Raw genomic sequence first — 21,991 nt, 5'->3', positions numbered from 1 at the left:
CTTGAACCACAGCAGGAACGAAATCACATGGCGATGACAGCCATTAATCAATAATCAATAATCACTACGCATATATAGCCATCAGTGGAAAAAATGTCACCAGCAAAATTGCGACCTGAGAGTGGCGCAACAAATCTGTTCTTGTAGTAAGCTGTTACCCTGCCGCCAAGAAGCAGGTCATTGAGAAGCGCATCTCGCTCGGAGTCAATATCCGGTTTCATCTTGTGCATCAATCCCCATTTCAGTCCCGCATTAAGACTGATCGTGCCGATAAAAACGCAGCTCTTGCCGGTCGTCACCAAATCAGTTTTCCAGAGCCGGACTTGGTGGCGTTGGAGCATGGTGTGCACCGGAGTCGGCTTTTCAAATCCGAAATCATTGATGCTACCGTTCCAGAATGAAGGGGTAAGAGGTGCGGTTGGATAGCTTTCGGTGCCGAGGAGTGCCTTTACCGTTCTTGCGACGGTACCGATGGTTACCGGATCGGCCGGTTGCCAGCCAGCAACCTTGAAAGCGCTCACCAGCGAAGCATCGTCCCTGGCGACAATAATGATGTTCAAGGGTTCCTGTTGCTTGCCAGATATGGATTCGGTGAAGCGGGGAAGCCGGTAACGATCAAAACCACTGACAACATCCATGCTGACTGACTTTGTCGCCCCAAGGTTTTCAACACTGTTACGTGTCGGGTTGTAATGTAACCCACTATGGATATAGAAGATCAATTCGACGAGTATGAGAGCTGCGGACGTTAGCCTTACCGAGAACGACGAGCATTCCGGCGCCTGCATGCCACTCCTGGCAAAAAGATGCCTTTCAACCATACAGATACCAAGTATGAGCCACAGGAACCCGAGCAAATAGCCGCCGAGCACATCGCTCAAGAAATGGACCCCCAGGTACAGCCTGCTGAAACCGATTGCCAGAATAAGCGCACTGCCGCCAAACAAAAGGTTCAGCCGTATGTTCCAGTTTTGCGCCTGCCTCCACAAGTAATACACGATGAAACCATAAAACGCGGCGGCGATGGTCGCATGACCGCTAGGAAAGGAAAAACTTGCCTCAGTAAAGACACTGATGCCAAGCGGTCGCTGCCGGTGGAATGCCAACTTCCCGAGTAGGCTGAAGACGCCGCTTCCGGCTAGTGTTAGCCAGAACGGCAGGATGAATTCACGGTTTTTCCGTATCCAGAAAAGAACCGTGAAGAGCGTTGCCACACTGAGAACAACCTTGGCCTTCCCCAACAGGGTAATCCAGAGAAATCCTTTGACCAGCATCTCGGCTCGATAAAAATAGAGGAGATTATCAAGCCGTGTATCAACTGCAACAATCGGGTCAAGAGCCAGCATGTCTTCGATGATGCCGCCAAGGAGCAGTAGGGTGTACAGAAAAGCGATGCCCAGCAGGGTTAACGGCAGACCGGAGAAGCGGGCTCTGTCCAGCCTGGCATTGGCGAAGGAAAAGAACCGGGGATAACGAGCAATGAGCCTTGCCACATCGGGATTGGTGATGAGGGCCTGGGTAACTGAAAGCCATAGTGACCGGCACAGATTCAACAGCTGCCCACCCTGTTTCACGATGAACCGCTTGAGCAGGTTGGCACAGAAGAGAACCAGAATCAGCGCCGTCAGAAAGATGCCGGCGCGGCTTGTCCATACCTCAACCATCTGCCACGCCTGTCCGAGAAAGTAGCCGGCAAGGAGGTGGGAAGCGGCCCAGGCAAAGGCACTGAGGATATTCCAGAGATAGAACCGCTTGGCGGCCATCCCCGACAGCCCGGCAACAAACGGGATGACGGCTCGGACAAGACCGATGAAACGCCCAAGAAATATGCTTTTGGCACCATGTTTACGAAAAAACTGTTCTCCTGCCTCCAGGTAGCTTGCCTTGAGGACCTTGTTCGTTTCTTTGAACAATCCGGTTCCATGTTGCCCAAGCAGGAAGCTGATCCCATCGCCCAGGACCGCGCCGACGGCGGCAAACCAGATGAGATCGCCGAGATCAAAATATCCCTGTGCGGCCAAAGCTCCGGCGAAGACGACTAAAACAGCCCCCGGAACGATTACGCCCACCAGCACCAGTGATTCCAGCAAAGAGGCGAGCAGGACGAGCCAGTATCCCTGTATGCGGAAGTGCCCTATTTGGGGGAGAAGGTTGTTGATGATTTCCATGGCTTGGTTGTTGTCATACGTTGCAATACCGACCCAGATTCGGCCCCATTCAGTCCTCAGAAGGCGTTACATCCGGGCTGTCGGCCGAGTGCCGTTCGCCGACAACGTCATGAATAATGCTGTTTTTACCCAGAGATTTCACCTGATACATAAGCGTATCGGCCCTATTGAGAATAGCGTCCAATGAGCAGGCGGGCCATTCACAGGTCACCGCGCCGATGCTGAAGGTCACGGGCCAATCTTCGGCAGCCATTGACTCCAGCAGTGCTTCGCGCAATTTGTCGAATACCTTCCTGGCCTGTTCAGTACCGGTTTCGGGCAATGCGACAACAAACTCATCTCCACCCATTCGGGCCACCAGATCGGTGCTACGGACGGTGCTCCTCATAACGTCAACAATCCGTAGAAGGAGACGATCCCCTACATTGTGGCCTAACTGGTCGTTGACCGTCTTGAAATTGTCGAGGTCAATAAAGGCTATGCTAAAGGGACGGCGGTGACGCCTGGAGGCGAGCAGTTCATACTCAGCCAGTTCTGTCAGGCTGCGCCGATTGAGTGCCTGGGTAAGTGGATCCCGCAAGGCCAGATTGTTCACTTCATCATATTTCTCCCGAAGCATCCGGAACATGAACCCCAAAAATATAAAGAACAGCATGTCCAGAGTAAAATCCCAGGCCATATGTTTTGCGGTACTTTTTGCTAACGCAGTATCCATGTTTACACCGAAGCTTGTGATGCATGAGAGAACGCTCGCAGCTCTCCCCGCGTTTTTGCCGACAAACCAGGTGGTAAGAAAGATGGGAACAATATAAAAGAGGACGAAATCAATGTCGCTTGTCACGTAGTCGAGGTATCCGATACCGCTTCCCAGCAGAACGCTGAGCATCACGTGAAACACCTTCGAGCGGCTCTCAAAAAAGTGAAAGAGATTGCGGTAATATCTTTCATACATATGCGACAATCCTCGCAATCCCGGTCCAGCTTCACTCTGACCTTCTACAACAGCTCAATTGATTTCATGATGATCTACGCGGGCCATTGGATGTTATCAGAGGGATAGCTGCGGGTAAAGAGCATCTTGCAATCGGGTAGGACGGGTAAATTCCAAAAACGGCAGTTGAAATGCCAAAAAGGTTGTAACATCTCGACAGCAAAGCAGATTACCCGTCAGGAGGCTTCACCAAATGGGTGAACAAGATCTTGGTCCATTAACAGCCGTATCCGGTTCTCATTGCCTGTTTTGGATTTTTGCGACAGCCTTTGGGCGGGATGTCCGATTGACCCAAAGCTGATTTTGTTGCAAAGTCAATGAGTTAAAAACCAGGTATTATTTCAATACATGCGTAAGCAAAATCCATTTCGACTGAATCTCCTAGCGCAAATTAAGCTAGACAAGTCATTGCAAAACATGGTATTGAAATCCAAAGTATTGATAAGCACAGTGCCTGGCTCTTGGATTCAAGTATCCGGGCTTTTTTTTCATTCCAGCCAAGACATAAAACATGGTTACAAATTTAAAGGCTGTGGCGAGGTGCACCAGCATCAAGGTATCCCTCAAGTGGAAAAAACTTAATACCCCATAAAGGAAAGGTAAAAATGCATCATTTCAAAACAATCGGTAACGATCTGCACGGTAGAATACTTGCCCTTTTGTTGTTCGTCCTGATCGCTGGCTGTGCAAGCACCAAAGGCCAGTCGGCTGGAACAGAGGGTTACGTGGAAGTACCAAACCCCGCACTTACCATGTCCCCCAATGCCCCCGCGACGATATGGGTACCGCGGCGGTATGTGGAAAGCGGGGTTCCTCGTGGTGGTGAGTTGGTGAAGCGGGGGTATGAAGCCGTGACCGGTGGCAGCACAGCTGCTGCAGTTTCCGCTCCCACGGCAACACCCCAGCAAGCCGGGATAACCGGGTTGGCAGGGAAGCCTGCGGCGTTCATTCCCAGGTTTGGCATGGTCGTAGCTGTGGATGGTGAGAAGGTCTACTTCAATATCGGCAGTGAGGCCGGAATTGTTCCGGGGCAGAAGCTGAAAATATATCGAGGGGGAACCATAGTCGAAGGGCTCGGCCTTGCCCGGGGAGAGTTGGTGGGAACTGTTGAGATTGTTGGCTATGTCGGCGCCAAGGGGAGCTATGGCCTTATCAAACCGGGAGGACAGGTGCGGCTTAACGACTTGGTAGGGGTTGAATACCCTGAGTAAATCTGGCCCGCACGTTACAGAAAAACAAGGAGGTGAAACATCACAAGCTAATGCAACGAGACACCGCGGGGATTTGTTAATGGCATTATTCCACACTACTTTTAACAATGAAATCAGGAGGTGGCTATGCTTAAAAAGATATCGGTTTCGGTTGCTACCAGTTTGTTGCTTGCGTCTCCGGCCCTGAGCCAGGAAGTTCCACAGGTTGCACCACCGGTGTACAACTGCGATTTTCAGCCAAACTGTGAGGTGGCACCCGGTATTTACGGCAAGATGGGCTCCCCGGTAAAGAGCAAATTCGATCTCTCGATTGGCGGCTTTGTAAAGCTTGATTATGCCTATAACTCGTCTAACTTCGGGAACAATGGAGCCCTCGGAGCGTTGCAACCAGGCATGCCCAAGAGCAGTTCCGTTGCTGCACAGCAGGACCAGTCAATCTTTACCGCCCGCCAATCGCGCATCTGGTTCAAGGTCGCCGGGCCCACGTTTCTCGGGGCCAAAACTGGCGCCCTCATAGAGGCGGATTTCTACGGACAAGGCGCACCCAGCCAGGCTGCAAACCAGTCCGCTACAATGAGGCTGCGCCTCGCAAATGCGACCCTGGATTGGGCCAATACCCAGGTACTGTTCGGCCAGGCGTACGACATTTTCGGTCCGATTGTTGGTTCGACAGTTGATTTCGGTTCCGGGGCAAACACTGGAGCACCAAACAATCCCAGGGTGCCACAGATTCGTGTGACCCAGAAGGTGGACCTCGGTGCCGGCACGGCCCTGAAACTGGTGGCTGGCGTGCAGAACCCGGTACAGGATTCGAATGCCCAAACCGGAACCACCGGTGATTCCTGGGGGTCGATGGTGAACATGGCCGGCCAGGCGATGCTGGTCAGCAATGCCCTCGGGGTCTCCCCGGGCTATTACGGTCTGCCGATGAATTCGTTGACCGCCGGTGTGTTCGGGCTCTACGGCAACCAGGACGTTGCGGGAGCTTCAAGTCGAGTGGATAACTGGGGGTACGGTTTCTACACGTTTGTCCCTGTTCTGAAATCAAAAGACGGTAAGAACCGGACCATGACCGCTTCATTTGAAGGGCAGGCCTACATGGCGGCCAACCTGAACTCCTCTGGTGGAATTGGCGCGACCGCCGGCACGGTAACTAAGAACTTTGCTCCCGCCAAGGGGTACGGCCTGTTCGGTCAAGTGATCTTCTACCCGACGCAGGATCTGGGGATCACCGCCGGGTACGGCAAGAGAAACGCCTACAACTATGCCAGCTATGCAGGAATCAGCAATTTTGAAAAGTCATTCTCCCAGGTCTTTGCCAATGTCGCCTATGATCTGAATGCGGCGGTAAGGGTTGCCGCTGAGTACCAGAACCTCAACACGCAGTACGGTAATAATTCTGTAGGAACTTCTGATTCAGGCCATGCCAATGTGGGGCGTCTGGCGCTTTATTACTTCTTCTAGAATAATCTGATAACGATTGAAATGCAGTGATTCGGCGCCTCCTGACTCAACAGGGAGGCGCCTTTTTCTTTATTCAGGTTGCCATGGTTTGTGGCCAATAGCGGGGAGGCGGGTCGTTACCTGATGGCGCAGGTCCGGGTGATGCTGGTTGGAAGCGAAGGTCTCCGGAGCTAGCCAGTTGAGTTTACGAAGAGAATCTATCGTTAGTGCCCTGACTGGCAAAGCTCGGTCAGAACACCTGAGCTGCTTTTGGGGTGCACAAAAGCGATTTTTGTGCCATGGGCGCCGTTTCTCGGCACGGTATCGATCATCCTGACGCCGTCCTGCTGGAGCCTGGCGATTGCAGCCTCGATGTCGGCAACCTCATAGGCGATGTGGTGGATACCGGGACCGTTCTTTTCCAGGAACGTAGCCACCGGGCTGTCCGGTGACGTCGGTTCCAGCAGTTCGATCTTCGATGCGCCGATGGCGAGCATGGCGACCCTCACCTTCTGTTCGGCGACGTCCTCCAGGCCGGCACAGGTCATGCCCAGGTTGTCGCGATAGAAGGGGAGGGTTTCGTCGATGGATTGCACGGCAATGCCGATGTGGTTGATCTTGGAAAGCATGATACCTCCGGTACAGCGTCAGATGTGAAACGCGAGACGCCAGACGTAACAGCGTGTCACGTCGTACGTCTCGCGTCTTATGTTTCAGGAATTTAAAGAACTACCGTCTCCGTATGCTTGCCGAAAACACCACGGAAGACGTCGGCGATTTCACCCAGGGTGGCGTAGCTTTTGACCGCTGCCAGAATTGCCGGCATGACGTTATCCGTCCCCCTGGCTACCGACTCCAACTCGGCAAGGGTCGTCTTTACCGTGGCTTCGTCGCGCCCGGCCTTCGTTTCGGCAAGCCCCTTCTTCTGGGCGATTTCCACTTCCTCCTTGACCTTAAGCAGTTCCGGTGCGGTCTCGTTCTCGACGGTGAACTTGTTGACGCCGACGATGATCATGTCGTTGGTCTCGATCCCCTTCTGGTAGGCATAGGCCGAATCCTGGATCTCCTTCTGCTGGAAACCGCGGGAAATCGCCTCCACTGCACCGCCCAACTGGTCGATCTTTTCGATGTAGGCCGTGGCAGCCTGCTCGATCTGGTCAGTGAGGGATTCCACCAGGAAACTTCCGGCCAGCGGGTCTATGGAGTCGGCAGCCCCGGATTCGTAGGCAATGACCTGCTGGGTGCGCAGGGCGATCCGCACCGAGTCCTCGGTGGGGAGGGCCAAGGCCTCGTCCCGGGAGTTGGTGTGGAGCGACTGGGTGCCGCCCAGCACTGCGGCCAGGGCCTGGATGGTGACCCGCATGATGTTGTTGTCCGGCTGCTGGGCCGTGAGGGTGCAGCCGGCAGTCTGGGTATGGAAACGGAGCATCAGGGACTTGGGGTCCTTGGCCTTGAAGCGATCTTTCATGATCCGGGCCCACATGCGACGGGCCGCCCGGAACTTGGCCACCTCTTCCAGCAGGTTGTTGTGGGCGTTGAAGAAGAAGGCCAGCCGCGGGGCAAACTCGTCAACATCCAGCCCGGCCTTGACGGCGGCTTCCACATAAGCGATGCCGTCCGCCAGGGTGAAGGCCACCTCCTGTACCGCCGAGGAGCCGGCTTCGCGGATGTGGTAGCCGGAGATGGAGATGGTGTTCCACTTGGGCACATGGTCCTTGCAGTAGGCAAAGATGTCGGTGATGATCCGCATCGACTCCTTGGGGGGGTAGATGTAGGTGCCGCGGGCCATGTACTCCTTGAGGATGTCATTCTGGATGGTGCCGGAGATCTTGTCCGGCGAGACCCCCTGCTTTTCGGCCACGGCGATGTACATGGCCAGGAGGATCGCCGCCGTGGAGTTGATGGTCATGGAGGTGGAGACCTTATCCAGCGGAATGCCGTCAAACAAGACCTCCATGTCGGCCAGCGAGTCGATGGCCACCCCGACCTTGCCGACTTCGCCCTGGCTCATGCCGTGGTCGGAGTCGTATCCCATCTGGGTCGGCAGGTCGAACGCAACGGACAGGCCCGTCTGGCCGGCGTTTAGCAGGTACTTGTAGCGCTCGTTCGACTCCCTGGCGGTGCCAAACCCGGCATACTGGCGCATGGTCCAGAAACGGCCCCGGTACATGGTCGGCTGCACGCCGCGGGTGAACGGGTATTGGCCGGGGAAGCCCAGCTGTTCGTCATAGCCCGGATACTCGAATTCCGGCGCGAAACAACGGTCCATTTCGATGTTGGAGGAAGTAAGAAAGCGCGGCTTTCTTTCCGGGGCCTTGGCAATATTCTTGGCAACAACGGTTTCCTGCCAGCTCTTTTTCTTGTCAACGATGCTCATAGCGTTCTCCTTCGATGGCGATAAATGACAAACATCCCCTTTACCCCTAACCGCGAATCAACCGCAATGCCGGCAGGGAAAAGGGGATGTAAGGGCATTTCATAAAGCTGTGAATGTGGGTCAGAGGATGGCCTTAACCAAAGCCAGTGCCTCGGCAGTGATCTCGTCCGGATCTCGGTCCGTTGGCGCATCGACCCTGACCCCGCGCCAGCGGTGGATTTCCTTGAGATAGAAGTCCCGCATCTGCTGATAATATTCGAGGCCACCCTCGTGGTGGATCTGCAGCACATCCTCGACCCGCTCATGGGCTTCTTCGGCCGGCACATCAATGAAGATGGTCAGGTCTGGGTAGATCTCGTCTTCGAAAAGGAATCCCCGGGATATCTTGTCCAGATGGCGCAGCACGTCAAAATGCTTCGTGTAGCCGCTCACCCAGGCATTGGCCAGCGAGGAGATGCTCGATTGCTTGCAGAGCACGATCTTGTCCTGTTGCAACGCCGGCTCGACAATGTTCTTGAAGATCTCGGTCCGTACTGCGCCTTCGAACATGAAGTCGGCCCGGGCGTTTTTCCCGAACGGCCAGTTGAGCATCGACGCCATGCCCAACTCCTTGACCCGCCCGGAATCAGGGTTCGCGCATTCGACAACGTCGTATTTCAGTTCGACCAGGGCCTTGTGCAAGGCGACGATGGCTGCCTTGACCTGCTGACCGGAGCCACTGATCCCCTCGATAACGATGAATTTCCCTTTTCTCACGATATCCTCCTGGTAGTATCCATCCGGACGTTCACGGATGAAAACTAGATGATTGCCTTCAGATAAGCGAAGGTATTTTCCCGCTTGAGCTGCCTGAGCTCTTCCGGGTCAACTTCCACGAACTTTTCGTCAGGCGTGACCTTGAACAGCGGCTGCCCCTTCTGGACGATGCTGCCGTCCGCCCCCTGCATGATAATCCGTTCGATGGTGCCGGAGAAGGTCGCCCGGACCGTGTTGAACATCTTCATGACCTCGATGATGTACAGGGCCTGGCCCTTCTCGAAATGCATCCCTTCCTGGGTGAACGGCGGCAGGCCGGGGGCCTCCTGACCATAATACATCCCGCCGCAGATGGCGACGATCTCGTCGGCCTTGGTGGCCGGCGGCGGCACCAGGACCTTCTTCATCCGGGTCTGCAGGTCGGCGTCGTGCAGGTAGTCGGGGATCGTGACCTCAAGGTCGTCTTCTACCTTGAACGCCCAGAACTTGGTGTTGTCGGCAATGATGAACAGCATGCCGAGCAGTTCCAGGCCGGCCTCGAATCCCATATGGGCGGACTGTATCTCAAGCCACTCCTCGGCCGAGAACCCTACTTGCGGTTTTTCCTTTTCCAGCAGAGACGAGAGCTTGTCAAACTCATGCATTCCCAGCTTGAACCGCTCGGACAGTGTAGCATAAAAACGCAGGCCATTCTGGAGCAGGTCGTTGTCATGGTTCCAGATCACCTCGGCTGCCGGAGCCGATGGGTCGAAGGTCATGTTCAGGTATTCATAGGTGTCGGCCAGGATGACAAAGGGGTTGTCATGCCAGACCACCTTCCCCTTCTCCATGGTGAAGTTGTTCCGGTTGAGGGAGAGCCAGCCGGAGAGGAGGTGCGGGTCCTCCAGCAGCTTGTCCATGGGACGGGTAACCAGGGTTCCCTTGCGGTCGAGGATCTGCGACATGCTCTTGCCGATGGTGGCGTCGTCCGGGAACTGCTCGGCCATCTTCTTGGCATAGTGTTTCTTCAGCTGGATGAATGCCGCCACCGTGTCGAGCTTGCCGGCCTCTTCCTTCAGCTGGCCGACCAGGGTGAGGTACGGCACGACAAAACGGGTGGTCGGCTTGGCCATGACGTTCTGGCCGAGGAACCAGTTGACCAGGCCGTAATGGAATTCCAGGTTGGTGGCAAGGTCGGAGCCCCTGAGCGTGGTCTTGCCGAGCACCTTTGCCAGGTGCTGGTAACTGGCGAGCCGGTCCTCCCCCTTGGTGAGGAGCAGGGCGATGTTGGAGTCGTAGGCGCCGGCCACCTTGTAGCGCATGAACATGCCGGTGTCCGGGTTTACCAGGCAGATCCCCTGGTCGTCGCGGATCTCACCTTCGATCGGTGCGGACCAGTACCGGATCATGCCGCCGGCGTGGGGGGACAGTGACGCATCGGTGGCGTTGAGGCGGGCCTCGGCGCTGGCACTGAAGCGGGGAATCCGCTCCGGTTTGGGGAGCCGCTTCTTGTGCCGTGCCAGCAGGGCCATGGCCTCCACCAGCGACTCGACGATGAAGAAATCGTTCTTGTCCTTGGGGTTGGTGAACTTGAGCGAGTAGCAGAGTTCGGACACCCGGTGCTCCACCTGTATCCGGGTGTTTACCTCCATGAAGTAGTAGCGGTCCCGGTCAACGATGCACTCGAAGGTGGAGGCGGAATCGAGCCCCACGGCCTGGCCGAACTTGGTGGAGTCATCCTCCATTCTTTTCAGCACTTTCAGGTCGCTCTCAAGGGCCTTCACTTCGGCCTTGCGACCCGCCTGCTTGGCCTTCTCGATGGCTAGGGCCAGACCTTCCTGGGTCACGGAGATTTCCAGCAGCTTCTGTTCATGCATCTGCAGGGAGCAGTCGCGGCCGCCCAGCGATACGCACCACTCGCCATTCCCCAGCAGCTGGATCTCGTTGTGGCGGGTCTGTTCGATGTTCAGCTCGACCAGGACGTTTTTGTTGTCACCGACGCCGTTGGCCTTGACCTCGTTCAGCACTTCCCGTACCAGGGTCGGGGTTTCGGCGGCCGCTTCCTTGATCTGCTTGTCGGTCGGGTTCTTGGCCGTCAACAGCGAGGCGCCGAGAATCCGCTGACCCTTGCCGCCGCCGCCGCCGATCGCCTTGAGGCGGATCCTGCTCCCCGGGTACTCCTTGAACATGTTCTCCACTTCAATCTGTACCTGGGCACTCAGTTCCTCGATGGAGTAGAGGTCGAGCCCTTTCTCGTAGGAGGCATAGAGGATCTCGTCAGCCAGGTCTTCCAGGGAGAGCTTGGCATCCTTCAGCAGCTTGGCGTCGAGTTCGATCCCCTCGGTCTTTGCCAGGGCCAGCAGCTTCTCCCGGGTCGGGTGCTTCCTGACCAGGGTGCGGGCCGTGACGTTGTTGATCCCCGGCGTAACGCTGACCCCGACTGCAAGGGCGGTCCGCTTGGCTTCGTCCTTCTTGCCGGCATCGGCCTGGGTCCGGGAATTGGGGCCGATGAACGACAGGCCGGCCTTTTCGATCTCGGCAACGAACTCCTCATCCTCGGCCATGAAGCCGTAACCGGCGAAGACGGAGTCGTAGTTGTTGTCCTTGGCAATCTGGATGATCTGGCCGATCCGCTCGACCCGCTCTTCCTTGCTGGCACCGGTATAGTCGGGCACGCGGTGGACACGGGTGGAATCGGTCAGCTGGCGCAGTTCAGGGGCAAGGGCGTTGGCGTAGACGATGGAGTCCTTCTCCGAGAGGAGGATACCGTAATGGGAGATCCCCATCTCTTCAAATACATCCATGGCCTCCTTCCGGATCGGGCCACGACAGACAATGAGGGGTTTCAGGTCCTCACAGGCGAAGGTCCGGACCCATTCGGACGGGGATTTGCCCAGTTGGCGGTCCCGGTGAATCAGGGGGTTGTTCATATACAGGTCGGTCATTGGTATCTATCTCCAATTCAAAGATATAAAATTTGCTTAAAACACAGAGCAACTGAGCAACTGAGTTTTGAACCTTAAGAACCAAACTACTGCCTTGCTGTTAAGACTATCGAATAATTTTTATGTCCTTTTCCCCGTTGCTCTGTTGCTCAGTGTTTATTGAATGTTGATTTAGTGGAACTCGCGCTGCGGGCCGCCCATCGGTGCCGGCTTGTAGTGCCGCATCAGGAAGGCGATGTTTTCTCCCAGTACCTGACGCAGATCGGTGGGCATGACGATGGAGGAGATGGAGCCCAGGGCCAGGCCTTCCTTCGGGTTCATCAGTTCTTTTTCGTACCGCTGGTTCAGCGCCGTTTCCTGGCCCTTCAGCCACTCTGCCGCTTCCTTCTCCGCATCCTGCTTGGCGGCAGCCCCTTCCATGCCGCACTTGATCCGCTCCTCGGTCCCCTTCCTAACCAGGTCGGCAGCGGCGGCGCGTATCTTGCGGAGATCGTCCTTATAGACGAACTCCTTGCCGGCAGGCCCCATGACCGCCAGGCGGGTAGTGGGAAGCGCCAGCACCAGGTCGGCGCCGGTGGGGTAGTTGTTATAGGAGGCGTAGGCGCCGCCGTAGGCGTTGCGCAGGATCAGCAGTATCCGCGGCGTGCGGACGTCAACGATGGAATCGAGCATGGAGCGGCCGGCCTGCACGATGCCGCGGGATTCCTGCTCGCGTCCCGGCAGGAAGCCGGTGGTGTCTTCCATGAAGATGATCGGAATGTTGTAGATGTTGCAGAAGCGGACAAAGCGGGCGATCTTCACCGCCGAATCGCAGTCGATCTGGCCGGAGGAGACCGCCGAGTTGTTGGCCACGAAGCCGACCACCTGTCCGCCCACACGACCGAAGGCGGTAACCGCTTCCTTGGCCCGCTCCGGCTGCAGCTCGAAATAGTCGCCGTGGTCGCAGATCTGCTGGATGACGATGGAAACGTCGAACGGGGTATTGAAGCCGGTCGGCGAGTTGAAGGCCTTCTTCAGCAGGGTGTTGATCTCCCAGGTCTTGCGGTCGAGCGGGTCGCTGGTCGCCTGGAAGGGGGCGCCAACGCCGCTGTTGTCCGGTATGTAGGAGAGGAGCCGCACTGCGGTCCTGAGTGCTCCCACTTCGTCGGCCACGGTCAGGTCGGCCACGCCGGACTTGCCGTGTACTTTTGGTCCTCCCAGCTCTTCCGGGGTGATGTCCTCGCCCAGGACCGACTTGACCACGCCGGGGCCGGTGAGGCCGAAGAAGGTGTCGTTGGGCTGAATGACAAAGCTCCCCTGACGCGGCAGGTAAGAGCCGCCGCCGGCATTGAAGCCGAACATGCACATGATGGAGGGAACCACGCCGCTGATCTTGCGCAGGGCGGTGAACGCCTCGGCGTAGCCGTCAAGGCCGCCGACCCCTGCCGGCACGAAGGCGCCGGCCGAGTCGTTCATGCCGATGAGGGGGATCCCCTTCTCGCCGGCCATGTTGAAGAGCCGGGCCAGTTTGCTGCCGTTGGTGGCGTCGATGGAACCGGCGCGGACCGTGAAGTCGTGGCCGTACACCGCCACGTCGCGGCCGCCGATGTTGAGGATGGCGGTCACCAGGGAGGCGCCGTCCAGGTTCTTGCCCCAGTTCTGGTACAGCACGTTGGGAGTCTGGTCGGAAAGCACCTTGAGCCGCTCCCAGACCGTCATCCGCTTCTTGAAGTGCTGTTTTTCGATCTGATCGATCTTGACCGACTTGATAGGGCGCTGGATGAGGTCATACCCCTCCTTCATCGCCTCTTCGTAGCCGCCGGTCACCCGGGAGATCTCGCCCGGGATGGTGAATTCGACTTTCTCAGGTGGGTCAAACGGGTTCTTCAGCTGGGGCTTGATCGCATTCTTCGACATCTCGGACTTCCTTCCGGTTCATGGGATTAAGTACCGCAAATAATTTCGGTTCAAGAGCGGACAGCTCTTGACACCGCGAATCAAAGATTATCTGGTAACGACCGCCAGCACCTTGACTTCATTGCCATCTTTGGAAAGGAGGCGATGGCGCAGTGAAGAGTCGAAGTAGACGCAGTCTTCTTCATGGAGCGTGATCCGTTCGTCTTCCAGGAGCAGTTCCGCTGTCCCCTTCATGACGAAGAGAAACTCTTCACCGTCGTGGCTGTAGGTGTTTTCTTCCACGGCTTTCTCCGAAACGGTCAGGAGAAACGGTTCCATTTTCTTGTTCTGCTTGCGGAAGGAGAGGGATTCGTATGAGTAGCCCTGGTTGGTGCCGGCCCGCGAGATGACGCGTGGGATCATCTTTCGTTCTTCTTTGCGGACCACCTCGTAACGGTACTCTTCCTCGTCCTCGGTGAAGAAGATACCGATCTTCACGTCAAAGAATTTGGCGATTTTGGAGAGGGTGGCGATGGGAGGCGAGACGTTGTTGTTCTCGATCTGCGAGATCAGTGCGGGCGAGAAGCCGGTTTCACGGGCAACCGCCTGAAGGGTGAGTTTTTTAGCGAGGCGCAGCCTTTTGATCTTTGCCCCGATATTGTAGTCGGTCATCTGTCAATGCTCCGGTTCTACATGGATTGCAGTAAAACTGGTTTTTATTTCGGCTAAAAATACTCAAATAGCCAAAAACTGTCAATAGTTATTTTGTATACACAAGCAGGCTAAAATGGCATGCACAAAGGAAAAGAGGGGAAGTTGTTTAACGTTGTCTGCGCGGTGATTGGGCGTGGAGGCCGGGGGATTTTTGATTTGACTGAAATATGGGCCTGGCGGGAAGGGCCCCGGGAGGGGGTGCGGAAACTGTCAGACTACTATTTTTTCATGACCGGACGCAAACCTGGGGGGGCTTGCGTCCGGTCATGAATGTCGCGGCTCAACGTTGTTTCCGTTTGTCAGCCGGCACGGTCAATCTGCGGGCCAGGATCTCCAGGGTATGGAGCACCCTGACGCCACTGCCCTGTTGTTTGAGGCCGTCGGAAAGCTGCATCATGCAGCCGGGACAGCCGGTAACGACGGCCCGGGCACCGGTATTGATAATGGCCGCGCTCTTCATCCGGTTGATGGCCAGAGAACTCTCGTAGTGATAGACATTGAAGGTCCCGCCGAGGCCGCAGCATTTGTCGGCCCCCTCCATCTCGGCAAGGTCGACCCCGGGGGTAGCGCTTAGCAGTTCCCGCGGCTGCCTGGTGATGGCCCGGGTCCGCAGGTGGCACGGGTCATGGTAGGTGATGCGCACGTCACCGCCGGCTCCGGTCTCCTCGGGGTTCAATCCCAGCTGCTGCAGCAACTGGGATGCGTCGACGGTCTTTGCGGCAATTGCCTTGAGCCGGGCCGCCAGTTCCGGGTGCCTCTTCCCCACCAGGCTGGGATAGAACTTGTGCAGTGCCCCCCCGCAGGTGGCACAGGCGGTCATGATGTAGTCGGCGTCAAAACGCTCCAGTTCGGCCAGATTCTTTTCCGCCAGTCCCCGCACCGTGTCCAGGTCCCCGCCGGACATTCCCGGCAGGCCGCAGCACTGCTGGTTCCTGGGAATGATGACGGTACACCCGAGATGCCTGAACAGCGCCAGTGCGGCCTCTCCCACCTGCGGGTAGCAGAAATTGGTCATGCACCCCACAAAATAGACGATGCGCGGCTTACCGGGCTCTCCGGGGATCAGTTCGGGGTGCCGCTCCAGAAAAGGCTTCCTGGCAATGGGGGGAATGTGGCGCTTGCCTCCGACAAAGGGGAGTGGAAACCGGAGCCGTAAGCCCGAAGTCTCAGGCACCTTGCGGAAAAAGAGGGGGCCGAGAATCCGGGCCGCTGCCACACCGAACTTCATCAACGACCGGTTGCGGATCACCCGCCCCACGGCCGAGTGGAAGGTGGTGAGCCCCCGTTGCCGGGCCAGCGCTTCGCGGGCAACCATGACGATCTCGTCGGTAGGCACTTCGTTGGGACACTTCTCCACGCAGCTGCCGCAGAGGAGGCACTTGGACATGGCCAGATAGGTCTGGTCGTCCAGTTGGATGTCCCCTGTCAGCAGGTGCTGGGCCAGCGCCACCTTGCCCCGTGCCACGGCCGGCTCACGCTGGAAGGCGGTGAATGCCGGGCAGTGCGCCCGGCAGGCGCCACACTTGACGCATTTCTTCAGTTCGTTTTCGACACGCTTGATTGCGTCGGTGTTCACTTGCTGATTCATTATGAAGTGGCCTATGACGTCCCGTAGGGACAGAATGCAGATAGCCCGGCGATTTATCGCCGGGTCCCGTTGATTGCGCAAATTTTCGTCACGTACGTGACGTCTGGATTTATCCGAATCGGAGACCGGGGGATGAATCCCCCGGCTACAGGTCTTCAGTCCCTCCGGGACGGGAGCAGCTGTGTAAAAAGTGCGGCATTATCCCGTCACCGGAAACATCTTGCCGGGATTCAATATGTTATTGGGATCCAGGGCGTTTTTGATCGCCTGCATCGCCGCCACCTGGGCCGGTTTCAGTTCCAGGTGGATGTACGGCTGCTTGGCCAGGCCCACGCCGTGCTCGCCCGACATGGTGCCGTTAAGGTCCAGTGCTGCCTGGAATATTTCGGCAATGGCTTCATGGGCCTTCGCCTCCAGTCCCGGCACAGCTTTGTCGATCATGACGTTCACATGGATGTTGCCGTCGCCGGCATGGCCGAAATTGACGATCGGGATGTCGTATTTCTGTTGAATCCCGTCGATCACCCGGATGACGTCCGGCACCCTGGAGCGCGGCACGACAATGTCCTCGTTGAACTTGTCCGGGTTCACGTCCCGAAGGGAGGGCGACACTAGGCGCCGTACCTTCCAGAGCGCCTCGGACTCGGCGGCATCCTTTGCCACCTTGCACTCCACCAGTCCCAAAGGCTGGATCAGCTCCTGGATACGGGTCGCCTGCTTCTCGATCAGGTCCCGGTCGCCATCCACCTCGATGATCAGCACCGCCCGCCCGCTATCGGGAATCCCCAGGTTGAACCGCTTGTTGACGCACTGCAGCGTCGCGTAGTCCATGAACTCCAGGGTTGTCGGAATGATCTTGTTGCCGATGATGGTGGAAACCGCCTTGGCTGCACCGTCGATGGAGTCGAAGATGGTGAGCATGGTCTTTTTTGCTTCCGGCAACGGCAGCAGCTTGAAGATGATCTTGGTGATCACCCCGAGGGTCCCTTCCGATCCGCAGAGCAGGCGGGTCAGGTCGTACCCCACCACCCCCTTGTAAGTCTCGCCGCCGGTGCGGATGATGTCGCCCGTCGGCAGTACCACCTCAAGCCCCATGACGAAGTCGCGGGTCACACCGTACTTGACGCAGCGGGGACCGCCGGCATTCTCGGCCACGTTGCCGCCCAGGGTGGAGAACTTGAGGGATGCCGGGTCGGGCGGGTAGAAGAGCCCCAGTTTTTCAACCTCGATCTGGAACTGCTCGGTGACCACGCCCGGTTCCACCTCGGCGATGAGGTTTTCCGTGTCGATGCGCAGTATGCGGTTCAACCGTGTCACCACCAGGACGATACCCCCCCCCTTGGGGAGCGCGCCACCGGTGAAGCCGCTGCCGGCACCGCGGGGGAAGACCGGAAACTTTTCGGTATTGGCCAGCTTGAGAATCCTGGCGACCTCTTCCGTACTCCCCGGATGAACGACGGCATCCGGGCGGAATTCCATCTGGGTGGCGTCGTAACCGTAACAGATCAGGTCCTGCCGGTCGGTGGCAACGTTTTCCGCGCCGACGATTTGTTTCAGTCCCTGTATGATTCGCGAATTGAGCATGACGTTCCTTGTAGGGGCGATCCTTGTGATCGCCCTGAAATCGGGCAAACACAAGGTTTGCCCCTACATCACCACCGGTAAAACCGTTCCTCCTTCGGGAATGACATATGCGGAATAATCGTGCGGAAGCATCTGTTCCGCCAGGGCCAACGCTTCGTCAAGGCCCTTTGCCGGGGTCATCTGCATGGTCCGTACCTCTTCAGGAGGGAGGTCAGATACCAGTATCACCTGAAATCGTTGGGCTTTGTGCAGGGTTGCGTAGGCTGTCTGGCCATTGATTTCGTAATGATGTCGGAGATGGGCTTCAAACGCGGACAGTTCCCGGAAGCGGAACCAGTTGAAGAAGGTGGCGTTGCCGTAGCCATCCCGGCACTGGGCGAGCAGTATCATGACGCCGCCTTCTTTGAGTGCCTGGCAGCCGTATTCCATGGATTTGTGGGCCTGGATCAGGTTGATGTCCTTGGGGAAGCCACCACAGGAAACCACCACCAGGTCGGATTGCTCCGCCAGTGGGTAGCTGAACTGTTCGGCATAGGTGCGGCTCCCCGCGGCAAACGCTTCCTGCCAGTCACCGGCAAAGGCGGCGATAAGCCGTTTGTCCGGGGCAAGAACGGTGTTCAGGATGAAGGCGGGTTTGACCATGGCACACGCCTCCATCATTGCCTGGTGGACCGGGTTCCCCTCAAGGTTGCCGGTCGTGGCCAGAGGGTTTCTGCCGGCCCCCTCGCCGTGGTTGAGCACGGCAAAATGGCTGGCCATGCAGCTTCTGCGGCTGGCAACGCCGGGGAGGATACTTTTGCGGCCGCCACCGAAACCGGCGAAGTAGTGAAAACCGATGGTGCCGGTGAGGATTACTACCTCTGCCTCTGCCACCCTCCGGTTGATCTCCACCGGGATACCATTCGTTGTTACCCCGATATGGACCAGACGGCCCGGATCGTCGCAGTCGTGGTCAAGGACGCGAATCCGGCCGAAAAGGGACCCGAGAATCTTGCGGTGTTCGTGTTCGGTCTGTTTACGATGGATGCCAAGGGCAATGATGATCGTGATGGCGGCATCGGCGATCCCTGCCCGATTGAGCCCGGCAACCAGTCGCGGCAGGTAGACCTCGCTGCCGGTATAGCGGGTAATGTCGGACGTGACGATGACCACCCGCTGACCGGAATGCAGTGAGGCAAAGAACGGTGCGTTGGCGTCGAGAGCCTGGTCAATGATGGTTTCGGGTGATTCGGTCGGCAGCGTGGGGCGCGCCTGGATGACACCCCGTAGATGCCGTTCGGGTAACTGCAGGGGGAATGCGGTGTCGCCGTACTTCAGTTCCATAGCGTCCTCATCATACCGGTCCTGTTGGAAAAGGGCAAGATCTACGAGTTTGAACGGAAAAAGGGGAGCAGTGCCCCCCCTTGACGATGCTGATTGGTCAGGAGTTAACCGTTATCCTTGAGCAGACCATTGGCCGTGGAGGTTGCAGTACTCGCGCACCGTCACCTGGCCGGCCGAGATGTTGAAGGTGGCTTCCGGGGCCTGCCCCGGCTTCAGCATTTCCCGGTAGACCTTGCCGTCGGCAATCAGTTCGATCCACTGGATGTAGTGGCTTTCCTCCATGGGATGGGGAACGCTTCCCACCTTGACCGTGATGGCTGCGCTGCCCTTTTCGATAACCGGCAGATGCTTTTCTTTGGATGCGTCGACGGTGTTTTCCTTCAGCAGCTGCATCGGCTGACCGCAGCAGACCAGTTCGCCGTCGCCGGCAAGGAATATTTCGACAATGTTTCCGCAGAGAGCGCATTTGTATACTTCCAACTTTTTAGCCATACTGAAATCCTCCTGTACTTGTCACGTTTGACACCGGTAATGCATATCCCGATCAGATGGTTTCGTGGTACGCCTTGACCCGCCGGGCAAAATTCTGTCCAAACTCAAAGCAGGCCTGTTCATCCGCGATGGACGGCCGGTAGAGGAGTTGGATTCCGGGCTCCACCGTTTCCAGCCCCATCTTCTTCGCCTCCTCGATCGCCTCCTTGACCGCTCCGCCACCCCAGCCGTAGCTGCCAAAGGCGCTGACAATACGATTCTTCGGGCGCAAGCCGCGGAGATGCGTGAGAAATTCGGCCACCGACGGATAGAGTATATTGTTCAGGGTCGGGGAGCCGATCAAGGTGCCGCGGGATTTCCAGAACTCCTTGATGGCCACGCTCATGGGGGTGGCCCGCAGTTTGACGACCTTCACGTCGAGCCCTTCGGCCTTGATCCCTTCCGCTATCGGTACCGACATCTTCTCGGTGCTCTGCCACATGGTGTCGTAGGCAATTGCCACACTCAGGTTCGCCTTGCCGTTGGCCATCTCCAGGTAGCGCCCAAGTACCTGCTGGGGATTCTTACGCCAGATGACCCCGTGATCCGGGGCGATCATGGCGATTTCCAGCCCGAGCTTCTGTATCTCCGCGATCTTGGACTTGATCAGGGCGCCAAAGGGCATCAGGATGTTGGCATAGTAGTCAATCACCGCATCGTCCAGTTCCGGTTGCGATGCCGAAGCGATGTACTCGTCCTCGAAACGGGAGGCCGAGGCGATGTGCTGGCCAAAGGCATCCTGGGAGAAGAGAATCTTGTCTTCCTCGGCATAGGTCATCATTGAATCGGGCCAGTGCAGCATGGCCGATTCGATGAACCGGAGGGTGCGTTTGCCGATCTTCAGCGTGTCGCCGGTCTTGACCACCTTCATGTTCCAGTTGGTGTTGTAGTAAAACCGCTCCAGTCCCTTGCGTCCCTTTTCGGTCAGGTAGATGGTCGCCTGGGGGGCGAGCTCCATTATCCGATCGAGACTGGTGGCGTGGTCGTTCTCGATATGGTTGATGATCACATGCTTGATCCTGGACGGCTCCACCACGCTCTGGATGTTCTTCAGGGTGATGTCGGCAAAGTCGTACTTGACCGTATCGATGAGCGTGACTTCGTCATCCATGATCAGATAGTTGTTGTAGCTGGTGCCGCGGGGGACTTCGTAACCGTGAAAATCACGGACTGCCCAGTCAACGGCACCAACCCAGTAGATGTCGCTGGCAAGTTCAACAGGTTTCATCAAATCCCTCCTGCGCTGAGGCCCGTCGGAACGGGACAGCACTTGTTAATCAGGTCACTTCTTCAAACTGGTCGGCACCTGCGCCACAGACCGGGCAGGTTTCCGGCGGTTCGGGGCCTTCGTGGATGTAGTCGCAGATGACACAGCGCCATTTTTTCATGGGCTACGCTCCTTTTCCGTTGGTTGTTGGCGTCAGGCAGATAGTCCGGCGTGGCAGTCGAGACAGGTTCCGGTAAAGGTGATCGAGTAGTCGGTGATGTGGAATGCGGCCTCATCCGCTGACGGGATGGGGAGGTTGTTCAGGGCACTGCTCATGAGATCGCTCACTTTTTGACACTTCTGGCAGACCAGGTGGTGATGGCGCTTGGTATCGGCATCGAAGCGGGCCGTGGCACCGGGGTTGCTGATCCGCTGGATGATCCCCAGGTCGACGAATGCCTCGAGAACACGGTATACCGTTGTCCGAGAGATGCCGGGCAGCCGGTCCTTGATGGCCGAATAGATCTGGTCCGCGGTCGGGTGGTCGGTCCGTCCGGCAAGATTTTCGAGGATCACCCTGCGCTGGACAGTCAAGGCAAGGCCTTGGGCGCGACAGACTGAGGCAAGGGACTGAAGTTTGGTTTCGACCTTGATTTTCATGGCGTCATGCATGAATTGCAACCTGATCCCATTCGGCTTAATGTGCCGAGCCCGAATGATTCCCATTATTAGTGTATCGGGTTGAGTATACCTGCTTTGAAAATCTATGCAATGTTGTTGGGAAGATTTTTTTCAATAGACACATTAAGGAGTTGACAATCAGGCCCTTTTCCTTTAACCATTCTGCGTTTCTGGGCACCCAAACCTTTTTGGTTGGAGATATTCGTAGAAGGAGGATTTTTTCGCAATGGAACAGTATGCAGTCTACTTTGCCCTGGCATGTGCCGTGGCAGCGATCGCCTACGGCCTGGTCTCGGCCCAGTGGATACTCGGGCTTCCCCAGGGCAACGAGCGGATGAAACAGATCGCCGCCGCCATCCAGGAGGGTGCCAGCGCCTACATGAAGCGCCAGTACACCATCATTGCCGTGGTCGGCGTGGTCATGTTCGTGTTGCTCTTTGCCACCCTCGGCGCCAAGACCGCTGTCGGCTTTGCCGTCGGCGCCCTGTTCTCCGGCCTCACCGGCTTCATCGGCATGTTCGTCTCGGTCCGGGCCAACATCCGCACCACCGAGGCAGCGAAATCCGGCATCCACAAGGCCCTTAACGTCGCCTTCAAGGGTGGCGCCATCACCGGCAT

Annotated in this window: 18 protein-coding genes; 3 read left to right on the top strand and 15 right to left on the bottom strand. The window is 57.2% G+C overall.

All coding sequences use genetic code 11. The features are described from left to right. Positions 1-47 precede the first annotated feature (47 nt). Positions 48-2,168 carry an LssY C-terminal domain-containing protein gene (locus tag JN12_RS04155; RefSeq protein WP_145018643.1) on the bottom strand — a complete coding sequence of 707 codons (2,121 nt, stop codon included), beginning with the start codon at positions 2,166-2,168 and terminating at the stop codon, positions 48-50. A gap of 49 nt (positions 2,169-2,217) precedes the next feature. Beyond that, complete coding sequence (locus JN12_RS04150; RefSeq protein WP_145018641.1) at positions 2,218-3,120, bottom strand: GGDEF domain-containing protein; 903 nt, start codon at positions 3,118-3,120, stop codon at positions 2,218-2,220. Positions 3,121-3,884: 764 nt separating this feature from the next. Here JN12_RS04150 and JN12_RS04145 point away from each other — a divergent pair. Then, positions 3,885-4,370 (top strand): hypothetical protein, encoded by a 486-nt coding sequence (locus JN12_RS04145; protein WP_246125745.1) that lies wholly within the window; start codon positions 3,885-3,887, stop codon positions 4,368-4,370. 126 nt (positions 4,371-4,496) lie between these two features. Beyond that, on the top strand, positions 4,497-5,834 hold the full coding sequence (locus JN12_RS04140) for a hypothetical protein (RefSeq protein WP_145018635.1): 1,338 nt from the start codon (positions 4,497-4,499) through the stop codon (positions 5,832-5,834). Positions 5,835-6,037: 203 nt separating this feature from the next. On the opposite strand, the gene mce is transcribed toward JN12_RS04140, so the two are convergent. The 13 genes from mce to JN12_RS04075 form a co-directional block, all read right to left on the bottom strand. Next, a complete protein-coding gene (gene mce / locus JN12_RS04135; RefSeq protein ID WP_145018632.1) occupies positions 6,038-6,442 on the bottom strand; it encodes a methylmalonyl-CoA epimerase in 405 nt (134 codons plus the stop codon). A 92-nt stretch (positions 6,443-6,534) separates the two neighbouring features. Next, entirely contained in the window at positions 6,535-8,190 is a 1,656-nt protein-coding gene (locus tag JN12_RS04130) for an acyl-CoA mutase large subunit family protein (protein ID WP_145018628.1), read from the bottom strand. Between the two features lie 120 nt (positions 8,191-8,310). Then, entirely contained in the window at positions 8,311-8,946 is a 636-nt protein-coding gene (locus JN12_RS04125; RefSeq protein WP_145018625.1) for a dTMP kinase, read from the bottom strand. Positions 8,947-8,990: 44 nt separating this feature from the next. Beyond that, positions 8,991-11,870, bottom strand: a complete 2,880-nt coding sequence (locus tag JN12_RS04120; protein ID WP_145018622.1) for an ATP-binding protein — start codon at positions 11,868-11,870, stop codon at positions 8,991-8,993. A gap of 171 nt (positions 11,871-12,041) precedes the next feature. Beyond that, positions 12,042-13,766 (bottom strand): acyl-CoA carboxylase subunit beta, encoded by a 1,725-nt coding sequence (locus JN12_RS04115; protein WP_145018619.1) that lies wholly within the window; start codon positions 13,764-13,766, stop codon positions 12,042-12,044. An 87-nt stretch (positions 13,767-13,853) separates the two neighbouring features. Continuing rightward, the gene (locus tag JN12_RS04110) at positions 13,854-14,417 is read right to left on the bottom strand and encodes a helix-turn-helix domain-containing protein (protein WP_145018616.1); all 564 of its coding nucleotides are present in this window, start codon (positions 14,415-14,417) and stop codon (positions 13,854-13,856) included. A 322-nt stretch (positions 14,418-14,739) separates the two neighbouring features. Next, complete coding sequence (locus tag JN12_RS04105; RefSeq protein WP_145018612.1) at positions 14,740-16,047, bottom strand: (Fe-S)-binding protein; 1,308 nt, start codon at positions 16,045-16,047, stop codon at positions 14,740-14,742. Between the two features lie 198 nt (positions 16,048-16,245). Continuing rightward, a complete protein-coding gene (locus tag JN12_RS04100; protein ID WP_145018609.1) occupies positions 16,246-17,631 on the bottom strand; it encodes an FAD-binding oxidoreductase in 1,386 nt (461 codons plus the stop codon). Between the two features lie 63 nt (positions 17,632-17,694). Further along, complete coding sequence (locus JN12_RS04095) at positions 17,695-18,954, bottom strand: lactate racemase domain-containing protein (RefSeq protein ID WP_145018606.1); 1,260 nt, start codon at positions 18,952-18,954, stop codon at positions 17,695-17,697. 111 nt (positions 18,955-19,065) lie between these two features. Continuing rightward, complete coding sequence (locus JN12_RS04090) at positions 19,066-19,446, bottom strand: desulfoferrodoxin (protein WP_145018603.1); 381 nt, start codon at positions 19,444-19,446, stop codon at positions 19,066-19,068. A gap of 52 nt (positions 19,447-19,498) precedes the next feature. Continuing rightward, positions 19,499-20,713 (bottom strand): FprA family A-type flavoprotein, encoded by a 1,215-nt coding sequence (locus JN12_RS04085; RefSeq protein ID WP_145018599.1) that lies wholly within the window; start codon positions 20,711-20,713, stop codon positions 19,499-19,501. A 49-nt stretch (positions 20,714-20,762) separates the two neighbouring features. Then, the gene (locus JN12_RS04080) at positions 20,763-20,873 is read right to left on the bottom strand and encodes a rubredoxin-like domain-containing protein (RefSeq protein ID WP_145018596.1); all 111 of its coding nucleotides are present in this window, start codon (positions 20,871-20,873) and stop codon (positions 20,763-20,765) included. Between the two features lie 32 nt (positions 20,874-20,905). Continuing rightward, positions 20,906-21,364, bottom strand: a complete 459-nt coding sequence (locus tag JN12_RS04075; protein ID WP_145018593.1) for a Fur family transcriptional regulator — start codon at positions 21,362-21,364, stop codon at positions 20,906-20,908. A 235-nt stretch (positions 21,365-21,599) separates the two neighbouring features. Here JN12_RS04075 and JN12_RS04070 point away from each other — a divergent pair. After that, on the top strand, positions 21,600-21,991 hold a 392-nt coding region (locus JN12_RS04070; RefSeq protein ID WP_211360499.1), incomplete at its 3' end, for a sodium/proton-translocating pyrophosphatase.

The sequence above is a fragment of the Geobacter argillaceus genome (assembly GCF_007830735.1).
GTDB classification, from domain to species: domain Bacteria; phylum Desulfobacterota; class Desulfuromonadia; order Geobacterales; family DSM-12255; genus Geomobilibacter; species Geomobilibacter argillaceus.
This window is presented reverse-complemented; position numbering and strand designations above follow the sequence as displayed.